Genomic DNA, 12,811 nt, shown 5'->3' with positions numbered 1-12,811 from the left:
TGTTAATCCTCCAACGCATGGGCTTTAATCCACAGAACGGCGTCTTGGGATAATTCTTTACCCTTGAATTCACTATCCGGGCCGACCCCCAAGGCGGCAAATCCCCAATAACCGGCCTTTGGAATGCCAAAGCTGAATTTCCCTTGGGCATCGGTTAGGGCCACAATCGCCCCGCCGGGAACTTCGCTGACTTTTGCATTTTGCGGTTTGTTGGCGTTCATATCCGGTTCTGCGATCATATGTTCGATTTCAATTTCAACACCGGGAGCAGGTTGTCCATTTTTGAGAACAACACCGGAAAAAGTCGATCCGACCAGTGCGCCATAGGGTTTACTGAGTGGGACAATTTCCGTTTTCAGGCCCAGCGGTTCAGACCAATTGGTTGGTACATCGCCTTTATTGATGATCACCTTGGTGATCTGCTGGATGTAGATATCTTCGCTTTCTTCGTAATAAGGGGCCGGTACAGCCACGAGAGCATAATCCCCGTTGCGTTTCAGGGTGACAGAAGCATCGTAGGCCGTAGCTTCATTGGACAGACCCTTAAATGTGATGGGGTTTAAGGTGGGCTTCAGGTCTGTCTTTTTACCTTTGAAGACGGAATAAAATTCAACGGGTTCGCCCATTGCCATTGTATGACCATTGGACATGGGGTGCCAGAACACCAGCTTTAACGGCACTTCTCCGGCTTTTTTGATGTTAATTTCGGGTGTGTAGATAAGTTGGAAATGAGCGTTGGCCTGTTGCGCCATGCTCAGAACACTTACCATTGCGGCAGCGAAGATAGATTTACGTAACAATGTTGATCCCCTCGATCAGAGAAATAAATGTCAGGATCAAGCGGTTTGGTAGAGAAGGTACAGGTTGGAAAAAAAGACATCCCCGTGAGCTTCCCCGCTCGATCGTCGTATATATGGCAGGTATCCTGGCTTACGCTTTTTCGCCCCGTCTCCCTTCCCGGCCATTTTACCAGTGGGCTATCAGACGGCACATTTGCGCTTACAGTTGCGGGGGCAGCCACGGTTTCGATCCCTGATGGGTACGTCTCACCGTGTTCCCTTTTAATCTCCTAGACTCTTGCCTTCGGAGAACCATGATGTTTTTTAAGCGAATATACTTGATCCGGTCAAGTATATAAGTACAAGGCAGGGAGAGGAGATTGCCCCTCTCCCTGCTTTGTTGTTAGAATTCCACGGCAAGCTTGGCTGTTGTTGTATGACCGTCTTTGCCGGTTCCCCCTTCTGCAATGCTATAATCTTCATCGGCAAGATATTCTAGTGTCAGGGATGTTTGATCGTAGATCCCGACTGTGACTGCGCCACCAAGGCGTGTTTCAGGTAGGGAAAGGGCCAAGGCTTCGTCTGTTCCCTGATAAGTGGCCGCAAAGGTTGTTTCTTTACCTAGGATATCCATTGTGTAGGAAATTTCTGTGTTCCAGGTAACGGGTTGTGCGCCTTGACCATTAAAGGCAAGTTCACCAGTCTGGAAGCTATCTGTTGCTTTGACGTAGCCCACTGATGCGCTCACGCCGTTTAGACTGAGGGAACCGTACAGGCTGATCCCACCGACATAATCTTTTAAGGCTGTTGCCCCTGTGAGAGCGTCATTGACGCCGTCTGAGTCTGCAATGTTGTTAAGATAGGAAGCGGCCATGTTGTAAAGCAAACCATCTTCCTCGCCCTCTACTGCAAGGTTGAGACCGTATTGGTCGATATTGTTGCCTTCTCCTGATTTTTGCGTATCGCCATTAAAGGCAAACGCTTCGATGCTGAAACCGTTATGGGTTGCACCGACGAGAATTGCATTTTCCTTGGTTTCCCCCAGGTTTTTGGTAAGGGGATCGGTGCTCATGGCGGTATCGTAATTGCCGAACGGCATGGCCCATTTCCCGACGGTTGTATAAAGGGGAAAGGCTTCAGTGTTGGCAATTTCGATTGTGGCTTCATCAAGCGTGATATTGTTTGAACCATCTTCATAGAGTGCAACGATATTGGTTGTTACATATTCATGTGGCTTTGCAGAAAAGGTAAGTTCGGCTTTGGCCAGTGATAAATCGCTGGTGTCGGCGTCTGTGAAAGCCTCGGTTTCCGTGGCTTCAAATTCCAGTGTTCCACCAATTTGTACCGTATCCAAGAATGCGGGTTTTGCGGCTGCTTCTGTGGCTTTAGCCGTTGCGGTTTCTGCCTGTTTTTGAGTTTGTTTCAACATGGCCTGCAATTCGTCAAGCTGGCGTTGTTGTTGTTTCAGCATAGATAGTAATTCTTCACGACTGGGGGCTTGTTCTGCTGCGTGAACATGAACAGAAGATAAGGCGAGTATGGAAGCCGCAGTCAAGAAAAGGGCAGTTCTTTGTATTTTGTTGGACATATTTGGTAATCCCCACGATTAAAACAGAAGTAGCAGGGATTAAGAGAAAGATGAGATTGTTGCGAATAACAACGATAACAGCCAACTATTGAGCATCCCCGCTCCGTTAAGAAGTATGTGTTATGGCAGGTATCCTGGCTTACGCTTTTTCGCCCCGTCTCCCTTCCCGGCTATTTTGCCAGTGGGCTATCAGACGGCACATTTGCGCTCACAGTTGCGGGGGCAGCCACGGTTTTGATCCCTGATGGGTACGTCTCACCGTGTTCCCTTTTAATCTCCTAGACGTTTGTCTTGAGAGAACCATGACGGTCTTTTATGTCGGATTTGTTCTGTGAGTCAACAATTCTGTTCTCTGGCAGGTTTTATTGGTTCAATTTTAGAAACAATCCCTTTCTGTTTGCGTTCTTTTTGTCGTGTGAAGAACAGATTATCTTGCTCGGAGTAACCATTCATCTCTCATAAGCAAGGATATCTCTCGATGAAAAAACTTTTGCTCGCTTCTGTATTCGCTCTTGGTCTTGGTGTATCTGGCGCACAGGCGGAACCCGTGGAATATGTATTTGATACCAGCCACACTTCGATTGAATTTTATGTCAATCATATGGGCTTTTCCAATTTCCAAGGGGAGTTCCAGACTTTTGATGGCACGCTTGTTTTTGATGAAGCCAAGCCCCAAGACAGCCGTGTTGAGGTCGTTATTGAGGCAAACAGCATCGACACCGATGTTGCCGCGTTGGACAAACACTTAAAGTCGGCTGATTTTTTTGATGTTGCAAAGTTCCCGAACCTGACATTTAAAAGCAAATCTATCGAAATCACGGGTGACAAAACCGGGATTATCACAGGTGACCTCACCATGCACGGTGTGACTAAAGAAGTTGCTTTGAATGTGACTTTGAACAAAGCTGCCCCGAACCCGATGACAAAAAAGGCAGCCGTTGGTTTTTCTGCAACAGCAACCTTGCAACGTTCCGATTTTGGCATTTCCACTTACGTCCCGGCTGTTGGCGATGAAGTGAAAATCCGTATCGAAACTGAAGCGCAAGCAAAATAACGCATAAATTAAGGATTACCGCCATGTCATTGCGTAATAGCAGTACGTCTTACGGATGGATTGCCAAGCTCTTTCATTGGAGTATGGTGCTCAGCTTTTTGATTATGTTTCCGCTTGGTTATTATATGACCGGGTTGCCGTTAGGGCCGGATATGTTTGAAAAAATTGCGTTACATAAATCCATCGGTGTCATCGTTTTGTTCCTTGCTGTGCTGCGACTGGCCTGGCGGTTAATCAATCCAACACCCGAATTACCGATTGAAATGGCGTGGTATGAACGTCTGGGGGCACATGGGATGCATCTTGCCCTGTATGGAGTGATGTTTGTCATGCCGCTAAGCGGATGGGCCATGAGTTCTGCGGCCAATTTCCCCTTGTCGGTCTTTGGCTGGTTCACGTTACCGGCATTGATGGAACCGTCCAAGGAAGCGGTTGATTTCTTAAAAGCGTTTCACGAAGTCATGGCTGTTTTGATCCTTGTGCTGATTGCTTTGCATGTTGGTGCCGCGCTCAAACATCATTTTATTAACCGTGATGATGTTTTGAAACGTATGTTGACGGTTGTGGCCGTGTTTTTGATCACGAGCCCAGCCCTTGCAACAGATTGGTCGGTTAAAGACAGCAGCAAGCTTGGATTTATTGCCACGCAAACCGGGGCGGAATTTGAAGGGGCCTTTAAGACGTTTACTTCGACCATTTCGTTTGATCCGAATAATCTTGAAGAAAGTCATGTCGAAATCATCATTGATATTGCCAGTGTGGATACGCAAAGTGCCGAGCGTGATAGTCAGATCGTCAGCGCTGATTGGTTTGATGCATCCACTCATCCTCAGGCAATCTTTAAAACGATAGAGATTTCAAACGGAGAAAACGGGGACTATATCGCCAAGGCAAGCTTGACCATGCGGGGGATAACCAAGGAAGTTGAGTTGCCGTTTAAAGTGAAGATTGACGCCGATCAGGCACATGCCACAGGCGAGTTGACAATTCAGCGCAATGATTTTGGGATCGGGCAGGGGCAATGGGTTGCGACAACGGTTGTCGGGGATGATGTACGCATTTTCTTTGACTTGAAGGCTGATAAAAAATAGGGTGCCGCACAGCTTAATCATTTGAATGCGAGATGTGTGATCATGGCAACGAACAAGCCCGGAAAATATATTGGTGATGCTGGTGTTGCCAAATTTCTTGAACAGTACAACAGTCATGTGCCGTTTCATGTGGTACGCATGCGTGTGCTGGGGGCCTTGGCCAGCCCCAACAAGGAGTTGTTGCCTGTGATGGTGATCGCTAGTTTTTGGGGGGAGAATGATTTTCCCAAGTTTGTGACAAAGGCGGAAAGTGAGAGCTTTTTTGCGACCTTCATGGGCTTGTGGCACCGTATTGAAAAAATGGCGATTGCGCGAACCCCCTTGTTGAGTGCGCGGGGCAAACTGGCAACGCTGGAGGCAGCGAAAGACCTGCTTTTACGTCGTGTGGAAGAACTGGATGCCGGCTTTATCGAAGGGTTTTGGGGCGGTGAAGACGATATGAAAATGGCCTCTGCCACCGCTGCCTTGATTGATGGTCTGGGTGAAGAGGCCGAAGGATTTAGCGCGCTTTTACAAGATGTGGAAAATTGGTCTGATTATACACTGGCGATGCGCGAAGCCCTGTTGGAAGAAATCACCGAGCGTGATGCCTTGATCGAAGATGCCATATTGGCCTTGTTGGTTTTGAAAGACAAAGCCAAAGAAACAGTTCATTAATCTTGAAATTCTAGAATCACTTCCCATATGCTTAAGGTTATAGTGGGGTGATAGGCAGGGACACCGATCAAGAGGGTGGTGTCATGCTCAGTCCGCAGGTGGCAAAAGCCAAAGTAGGATATGCTGTTACGGATCAATCCCGGCGACCGGGGCAGGTGCGTGCGCTTGTCGTGTGCAAATACGAAAAATTCAGAAGTGAAATTGTTTCCGCTTTGGACCGTAGTTTTGAGGTGGATTATTATGCCTCACCCGCTGCGGCGATGGCCGGGCTTATGGCGGCGAAAACACCGGGTCTTATTGTGATGGATTATGATCTGGTCATTCGAGGGTCGCGCGATTTTATGCGCATGAAGCTGGAAAGCGATCATTTGCGCGATATTCCGTTTTTGATTACAGGGCGGGTTCCAACGGAAACATTTAATGAGACGGTGCGTATGCTCTGTCCTGTTTCCTATCTGCGCCGTCCGTTTATGAAATCGGCTTTGCATGATGAAGCCGGAAAATTAATTGATCGACTGTTAGAGGCCAGTTGGCGGAGCTTACCGGCACGTCAGCGCGAAGCGTTGGAAACGTCACTGGGGCATTTTCGCGGTACAACCCACCGCGTGCGCCGTGGAAATCCATTGAATATTCATAACACCAAAGAATGTTGTTTCCCCTTGATGGAAGAAGTGTTGGAGGGGCAGGTTGCGGATTTGATTTCCAACGTGAAAGATCATCATAATTATACCTATGTCCATTCCTTGAAAGTGTCGAGTTTGATGTGTCTTATGGCGCATGCCATCGGGATCAGCGGGCACGAACTGTTAACGGTTGCGGCTGCAGGTATGCTGATGGATGTGGGCAAGCTGGCGGTGTCGCAGGAATTGTTAAATTCACCGGATCCATTGTCGCGGGACGAATTGAAGCAGTTAAAAAAACATGTGTTGCATTCTCATGATATTTTGAATCGGAGTGAAAATATCAGCGAAGGCATTCGTGTCATTGCCGAACAACACCATGAAAAACTGGATGGAAGCGGGTATCCCAAGGGATTGACCGGACAGGATTTAAATGAACTGGCGCGATTGGCCACGATTGTGGATATCTTCTGCGCCTTGACGGATAAGCGCCCGTACAAGCCGGAATTCAGTTGTGAAAGTGCGATAAAGGTACTGGAAACACTGGAGGGAAAAATTGATCCCTTCCTTTTGGCATTATTTAAAGAAATTATTATGGATGTCTATCGCCCGGAAAACCCGAGCATCCATTAAGGAGCTCGGGTTCTGGGGAAAAGGGGGGCGTTAACTGCGGATCGTCGCAAGGAAGTTGCGGACTTCTTGGTTTAATTGATCCGTCGGGCCTTTTAAATCTTCGGCGGCCCATGTGACCTGAATGGCCGTGTTGTGGGATTTGGCGGCACTGCGTGTCATGGCAACGATGCGGTCGGCAACGGCTTGGGCATCATCGGATACATTTTGCACATTTCTGGCGATATCGCGTGTGGTAGCATCCTGTTCTTCAACGGATGCGGCGATTGCCGCTGCAATTTGGTCAATCTGATGGATGGTTTGACTGATGTCGTCAATGGCTTCGACAGCCTCGCCGGTTGCGTCTTGAATTTGAGAGATTTGACTGGCGATTTCATCTGTGGCACTTGCGGTTTGATTGGCAAGGTTTTTCACTTCGGAAGCCACAACCGCGAACCCTTTGCCGGCTTCGCCTGCACGTGCGGCCTCAATGGTGGCGTTCAGGGCAAGCAGGTTGGTTTGTTCGGCAATATCCGTGATCAGGCCAAGAACTTCACCAATGCGTTGCGCGGCTTCTGCAAGGCCATTGACCTTGTCGTTGGCGGTGCTGGCCTTGGTTACGGCCTGATTGGCAATGTCGGTTGATTGGGTAACCTGTTGACCGATTTCACTGATAGCGGCAGAAAGTTGTGTGGTGGATGCTGCAACCGTATCGGCGTTGGTTGTTGTGCGTTCCGAAGCTTCTGCAACTTCCATGGATTGGCTGGTATCGGTTTCAGAGCTCTCCTTACCGCCAGAACTGGCAACGGACAGGATATCGCCCGTCTTGTCGGCGATACTGGAAATGATGCTGGAGACGGAGTTTTCCAAATGATCGGCCAATTCCATCATCTGCTGGCGGTTGGCTTGTTCTTGTTGTTTGCGCTCCGTTTCCTGATTGGCGCGCATATTTTCCATTTCAACCAGATTATCTTTGAAAATGCTGAGGGCATCGGCCATTTCGCCGACTTCATCATGGCGTTCATCCGCTGGGATTTCTGCGCTGAGGTCGCCCTTAGCCAAGGTTTGCATCGCACGTGTCATACCGCGCACCGGGCGTGAAATGCTGGTCGCGATGAAGATGGCAACAACAAAGACCACAACGAGAACCACAACAACGATGATGGCATCAACACGAATGGTATTGTCGATGCTGTTATTGACGTTTTCGAATTGGTTGTCAGCTTTTTCACGCCAGTTTTCGACTTGAGAGGCCACGTTCTGATTGACTTGCGAGAACAGGTCATCGGCTTCGAACATATAGATAACAGCCATTGACGCATCTGTTTCTGCGGTATCAATGACATCGGTTGCTGCAACAATGTATTGTTCGAAAAGAGCTGCAATTTTATCAACGGATTTTTTTTCTTCACCTTGGAAGTCATGCTTTTTGATCAAAACCTTAAGATCAATGTTCAGACCATTAAGGGATGATTTCAGCGATTCCCGCATGGCTTTTTGCGAATCTTCATCCGTCATGTTGCTGGCGGTCCAGCTGATCATGCGGAAAAGCCCGCCGTTGACTTCGCTTAGTGATTCCTGGAAATCGAGGGCTTTAACGACTTTTGCCGTATTCTCATTGAATAAATTATCCATCGAGGTTCGGATTGTTTGAATACCCGAGTAGGATAACCACGATAAAAAAATCAGGGCGATTGTAAAAATCACAGGAGAAACGAGCAGTTTCTTTGTAATGCTCCAGTTTTTCATACCAAAGAACGTCCTTTTCGTCGAAGCCAGAAGTAGTCCCGTTAAAGGCCAAAATTATGTTAGTTTGACAAACAAATTATCTTGGCGCGCAAGAGGGGGCAAGTTGAGCATTGTAATAAATTGTAAGCTTTATCATTCAATCGCGCAGTTACGTTGACATTCGGTGCGAGTCAGCATAGTTTCGCGCACAGTTGGATATTTAAATTCTAGACCCTCAGTAAATGACCGATACATTTTCCCTCGCTTTGGCGCAACTTAACCCCACAGTCGGTGCAATCCGTAAAAATATGGCATTGCTGGCGACTTATTATGACCGTGCATTGGAACAATGCGCCGATCTGTTGGTGAGCCCGGAGCTGCTGACCACGGGCTACCCTCCTGAAGATTTGGTGTTGAAGCCGTCTTTTCAAGATGCTGTTGAAGATGCCGTGCTGGCGTTTGTCGAAACAACGCGAGGAAAGCCGACCGGTGTGTTGCTGGGAACACCGTGGCGTGTCGAGGAGGGATTGTATAATGCCGCCTTGTTTATTTTTGATGGGGAAATCCGTCAGATCGTTCTGAAACGTCATTTGCCCAATTATGGTGTTTTTGATGAAATGCGCCTGTTTTCAAGTGGTGCAGAAAGTGCAGTTATTGATTTTGCTGGACGCAAGCTGGGCGTAATGATCTGTGAAGATATGTGGTACGACGATGTCGCCGCCGATCTGAAACTTGCCGGGGCAGAGATGTTGATCGTTTTGAACGGATCACCTTTTGAAGGGGATAAGCCGTTTGTGCGCTATGATCTGGCAACTGAACGGGTTGAACACTGCAATATACCGTTGGTGTACGTCAATCAGGTTGGCGGACAGGATGAACTGGTCTTTGACGGGGCCTCATTCGTGATGAACAGTGCTGGTGAACGGGTCTGTCTGATGCGCCATTGGCATGAAGAAATGGCAATTGTTAAAATCGATAAAGACAATCAAGTTACCGGACCGTTGGCCCATGATAGTCATGGGTTGGAAGCTTTGTATCAGGCTATGGTTTTGGGCTTACGCGATTATGTCAATAAAAATGGTTTTCCCGGTGTGGTTTTAGGGTTGTCCGGCGGGATCGACAGTGCCTTGTCTGCGGCTGTGGCGGTTGATGCGCTTGGGGCAAAACGTGTGCGTTGCGTGATGATGCCCTCGCCTTATACATCACAAGAAAGTCTGGATGATGCACGAGGTTGTGCAGAAATGTTGGATGTTGAATACGAAAGTATTTCTATTGAACCGGCAATGCAGGCGTTTGAGACAATGCTGGCCCCGGCTTTTGGTGATAAAGACAAAGATATTACCGAAGAAAATATTCAGTCGCGTGCTCGGGGCCTTTTGTTGATGGCCCTGTCCAATAAATTTGGACATATGTTGCTGACAACGGGCAATAAATCAGAAATGTCTGTCGGCTATGCCACCATTTACGGGGACATGTGCGGCGGCTATTCTGTCTTGAAAGATGTTTATAAAATGACGGTCTTTGCGTTGTGTAAATGGCGTAACGATCAAAAACCAGAAGGTTGTTTGGGCCCCAACGGGCGTGTGATGCCCGATAATGTGATCGCCAAACCGCCTTCGGCTGAACTTCGTCCTGATCAAAAGGATGAAGACAGTCTTCCGCCTTACGAAATTCTCGATGATATACTGGAATGTTTGATCGAGAAGGAGTATTCCCTTGAAGATGTGGTGGCCTGTGGCCATGATGCAGATGTGGTGCGCCGGATCTGGAAGTTGGTTGATCGTGCGGAATATAAACGCCGTCAAGCACCTCCGGGTGTTAAGCTGACATCGCGTGCATTTGGTCGCGACCGCCGCTATCCCCTTACCAACGGTTTTACGAGTCTGATATGACCTTTAAAGTACGCTTCGCACCTTCACCCACCGGTATGATGCATATCGGCAATGCCCGCATGGCGCTGGTTAACTATCTTTATGCAAAAAAAGAAGGCGGCACTTTTTTGCTGCGTGTGGACGATACCGATCAGGAACGTTCCAAACCTGAATACGAACAGGCGATCAAGGATGCCATGAACTGGCTGGGGTTGAGCTGGGATGAAGAAGAACACCAGTCTGCCCGCATGGACCGCTACGAAGACGTTTTTGAAAAGCTGAAAGCGGACGGTCTGGTCTATGATTGTTACGAGACACCGGAAGAGCTGGAATTTATGCGCAAACGCCTGCGCTCACGCGGCAAAGCGCCGATCTATGATCGTTCTGCTCTGGACCTGTCCGATGCGGATAAAGAAAAGTTGAAGGCCGAAGGTCGTCAGGCGCACTGGCGTTTTAAATTGCCGGCAGATGACATTGAATGGACCGATCTGGTGCAGGGCGAAAAGAAATTTTTGGCTGCCAATCTGGCGGACCCGGTTATCCGTCGTGCGGACGGAACGTTCCTTTATATGATGCCCTCTGCCATTGATGATATCGATCTGGGTGTCACTCATGTCTTGCGCGGTGAAGACCATGTGTCCAACACGGCTGTGCAAATTGCAATGTTCAAGGTTTTGAATGACGCTAAATTCCCGGCATTTGCGCACTTACCGCTGCTGTCCGGTACGGAAGGCGAAAAACTGTCCAAGCGCAAAGGGTCCATGTCTTTAGCTGAAATGCAGGAAGACGGTCTGGAAGCCATGTCCATCAATAGCCTGCTGGCGCATTTGGGAACGTCAGAAAATATCGAGGCGGTCAAGAGCCTGGATGAACTGGTTGCGAGCTTTGATATTGCAAGTTTCGGGCGTGGCACCCCTAAATTCGATTTCAAGGAACTGGAACGCCTGAATTCCAAGCTGATCCACGAAATGGATTGGTCAACAGCGTCTGCACGCTTGAACCTTGAAGGTGCGGACGAAGCTTTCTGGGAAGCGGTGCGCCCCAACCTGTCACGTGTGAAAGATGCGCAGGATTGGGCTGATATCGTTTATGGTAAAGTCACCCCGATTATCGAAGATGCAGATTTTGCCGTTCAGGCCAAAGACCTGTTACCCGCGGGTGATTGGGATGAAACCACGTGGCAGACATGGACAACGGCAGTTAAGGAAGCAACCGGACGCAAAGGCAAGCAATTGTTTATGCCATTGCGTCAAGCCTTGACCGGTATGGATCATGGGCCGGAACTGGGTGTCTTGTTACCTTTGCTGGGCCGTGAAAAAGTGGAAGCCCGCCTGCAAGGGATAGCCGCTTAATTTTTTCTTTTCATAAGTGCCCCTGCGTCATGCAGGGGCCTTTTCTCTTTTTAAACATCGTTGGTTAAGACAATGACATTGCATATCTACAACACCCTGACCCGCAAAAAAGAAGAATTCAAACCGATTAATCCGGATTGTGTGGGCATGTATGTCTGTGGACCGACGGTTTATGATTTTGCCCATATTGGCAATGCGCGTCCGGTCATTGTCTTTGACGTTTTGTACCGTTTGCTCAAAACACTCTATAAAGACGTGACCTATGTGCGCAACATCACGGATGTGGATGACAAGATCAACGCGAAATCCAAGGAAACCGGCGAAGATATTCGCACGATTACGGAACGCACAGCCCAAGCATTTCACGAAGATATGGCCGCGTTAAACGCAGGTAATCCCGATATTGAACCGCGCGCGACCGAACATATCGGTGAAATGATCGATATGATCGAAACCTTGATTGCCAACGGCAATGCCTATGCCGCGGATGGTCATGTCCTGTTTCATGTGCCGAGTATGCCAGAATACGGCGCGTTATCGGGGCGTAATATGGACGATATGATTGCTGGTGCCCGTGTGGAAGTTGCTTCTTACAAAAAAGACCCGGCCGATTTTGTCCTTTGGAAACCCAGTGAAGAGGATGTCCCCGGTTGGGAAAGTCCGTGGGGACGCGGTCGTCCCGGCTGGCATATCGAATGTTCCGCTATGAGCCGTAAGTACCTCGGCAATACGTTTGATATTCATGGGGGGGGGCACGATTTGATTTTTCCACACCATGAAAATGAAATTGCCCAAAGCTGCTGCGCAAACAAAACCGAACGTTATGCCAAATACTGGATGCATAACGGGCATTTGATGGTTGAAGGTGAGAAAATGTCCAAGTCATTGGGCAATTTCTTCACGGTGCACGAATTGTTGGAAGAAGTCCCCGGTGAAGCGTTGCGTTTTTATATGCTATCGGCCCAGTATCGCTCTCCATTTGATTTTACCAAAGACGGGGTGCGTGAGGCGAAATCCACATTGGATCGTTTTTATACAGCCCTTCGCCAGCATAGTGATGTGGTGGCAGCCGAAGAGGCCGCGCCACAGGCCTTTATTGCGGCACTAGAAGACGATTTGAACACTCCTTTGGCTATCTCACAACTGCATGAACTCTTGGGGAACTTCAACAAGGCCCCCAACCCGCAGACGAAAGGGCAACTTTTAGCCGCGGCGCAATTGTTGGGAATTCTGCAACAGGATGTGGAGTTATGGTTGAAAGGCGGGAATAAGGAAAACTCCGGGGTTGATGAAAGTTCAATTGAGCGTATGATTGAAGAACGAAAACAAGCCAAAGCAAACAAGGATTTTGCAGCGGCGGACCGCATCCGTGATGAACTTGATGGTCTTGGTATCGTTCTTGAAGACAGCGCACAAGGGACAACGTGGAAACGAAAGTAGCACAGAGAAAAACGTTCAAATT

General features: G+C 48.5%; 9 protein-coding genes, 1 pseudogene and 2 riboswitches. Of the genes and pseudogenes, 7 read left to right on the top strand and 3 right to left on the bottom strand.

The genetic code is table 11. The features are described 5' to 3' along the window. Positions 1 to 2 precede the first annotated feature (2 nt). Positions 3 to 800 (bottom strand): DUF4198 domain-containing protein, encoded by a 798-nt coding sequence (locus ACN0VA_RS04010; protein WP_417819892.1) that lies wholly within the window; start codon positions 798 to 800, stop codon positions 3 to 5. 97 nt (positions 801 to 897) lie between these two features. Next, a riboswitch (cobalamin riboswitch) is annotated at positions 898 to 1,111 on the bottom strand. A gap of 71 nt (positions 1,112 to 1,182) precedes the next feature. Continuing rightward, complete coding sequence (locus ACN0VA_RS04005) at positions 1,183 to 2,367, bottom strand: LbtU family siderophore porin (protein WP_417819891.1); 1,185 nt, start codon at positions 2,365 to 2,367, stop codon at positions 1,183 to 1,185. Between the two features lie 106 nt (positions 2,368 to 2,473). Beyond that, positions 2,474 to 2,687: riboswitch (cobalamin riboswitch) on the bottom strand. Positions 2,688 to 2,845: 158 nt separating this feature from the next. Here ACN0VA_RS04005 and ACN0VA_RS04000 point away from each other — a divergent pair. From ACN0VA_RS04000 to ACN0VA_RS03985, 4 genes are all read left to right on the top strand, one after another. Continuing rightward, entirely contained in the window at positions 2,846 to 3,421 is a 576-nt protein-coding gene (locus ACN0VA_RS04000) for a YceI family protein (protein WP_417819890.1), read from the top strand. A 23-nt stretch (positions 3,422 to 3,444) separates the two neighbouring features. Continuing rightward, positions 3,445 to 4,512, top strand: coding sequence for a YceI family protein (locus tag ACN0VA_RS03995; RefSeq protein ID WP_417819889.1), 1,068 nt, complete (start codon positions 3,445 to 3,447; stop codon positions 4,510 to 4,512). Positions 4,513 to 4,554: 42 nt separating this feature from the next. Continuing rightward, a complete protein-coding gene (locus ACN0VA_RS03990) occupies positions 4,555 to 5,169 on the top strand; it encodes a hypothetical protein (RefSeq protein WP_417819888.1) in 615 nt (204 codons plus the stop codon). A gap of 83 nt (positions 5,170 to 5,252) precedes the next feature. Continuing rightward, on the top strand, positions 5,253 to 6,422 hold the full coding sequence (locus ACN0VA_RS03985; RefSeq protein WP_417819887.1) for an HD-GYP domain-containing protein: 1,170 nt from the start codon (positions 5,253 to 5,255) through the stop codon (positions 6,420 to 6,422). Between the two features lie 30 nt (positions 6,423 to 6,452). On the opposite strand, the pseudogene ACN0VA_RS03980 reads toward ACN0VA_RS03985, so the two are convergent. Further along, a pseudogene (locus tag ACN0VA_RS03980) lies at positions 6,453 to 8,129 on the bottom strand (methyl-accepting chemotaxis protein); the annotation flags it as partial. Between the two features lie 239 nt (positions 8,130 to 8,368). On the opposite strand from ACN0VA_RS03980, the gene ACN0VA_RS03975 reads away from it, so the two are divergent. The 3 genes from ACN0VA_RS03975 (at position 8,369) to cysS (ending at position 12,789) form a co-directional block, all read left to right on the top strand. Then, entirely contained in the window at positions 8,369 to 10,018 is a 1,650-nt protein-coding gene (locus tag ACN0VA_RS03975; RefSeq protein WP_417819886.1) for an NAD+ synthase, read from the top strand. Further along, positions 10,015 to 11,349: a glutamate--tRNA ligase gene (gltX, locus tag ACN0VA_RS03970; RefSeq protein WP_417819885.1), complete on the top strand. Its 1,335-nt coding sequence runs from the start codon at positions 10,015 to 10,017 to the stop codon at positions 11,347 to 11,349. The genes ACN0VA_RS03975 and gltX overlap by 4 nt, the downstream gene beginning before the upstream one ends. A gap of 72 nt (positions 11,350 to 11,421) precedes the next feature. Continuing rightward, the gene (gene cysS, locus ACN0VA_RS03965; RefSeq protein ID WP_417819884.1) at positions 11,422 to 12,789 is read left to right on the top strand and encodes a cysteine--tRNA ligase; all 1,368 of its coding nucleotides are present in this window, start codon (positions 11,422 to 11,424) and stop codon (positions 12,787 to 12,789) included. Positions 12,790 to 12,811 lie beyond the last annotated feature (22 nt).

The organism is Terasakiella sp., from assembly GCF_048267425.1.
In the GTDB taxonomy this organism is placed as follows: Bacteria; Pseudomonadota; Alphaproteobacteria; order Rhodospirillales; family Terasakiellaceae; genus Terasakiella.
The sequence above is the reverse complement of the archived record's forward strand: the minus strand, read 5'-3'. Positions and strand labels throughout refer to the sequence as shown.

Excerpts from the sequence above, each read along its gene's own strand:
- gltX (WP_417819885.1), top strand. The coding sequence starts at position 10,015 with ATGACCTTTAAAGTACGCTTCGCACCTTCACCCACCGGTATGATGCAT.
- ACN0VA_RS03995 (WP_417819889.1), top strand. The coding sequence starts at position 3,445 with ATGTCATTGCGTAATAGCAGTACGTCTTACGGATGGATTGCCAAGCTC.
- ACN0VA_RS04005 (WP_417819891.1), bottom strand. The coding sequence starts at position 2,367 with ATGTCCAACAAAATACAAAGAACTGCCCTTTTCTTGACTGCGGCTTCC.
- ACN0VA_RS04000 (WP_417819890.1), top strand. The coding sequence starts at position 2,846 with ATGAAAAAACTTTTGCTCGCTTCTGTATTCGCTCTTGGTCTTGGTGTA.
- ACN0VA_RS03990 (WP_417819888.1), top strand. The coding sequence starts at position 4,555 with ATGGCAACGAACAAGCCCGGAAAATATATTGGTGATGCTGGTGTTGCC.
- ACN0VA_RS03985 (WP_417819887.1), top strand. The coding sequence starts at position 5,253 with ATGCTCAGTCCGCAGGTGGCAAAAGCCAAAGTAGGATATGCTGTTACG.
- ACN0VA_RS03975 (WP_417819886.1), top strand. The coding sequence starts at position 8,369 with ATGACCGATACATTTTCCCTCGCTTTGGCGCAACTTAACCCCACAGTC.
- cysS (WP_417819884.1), top strand. The coding sequence starts at position 11,422 with ATGACATTGCATATCTACAACACCCTGACCCGCAAAAAAGAAGAATTC.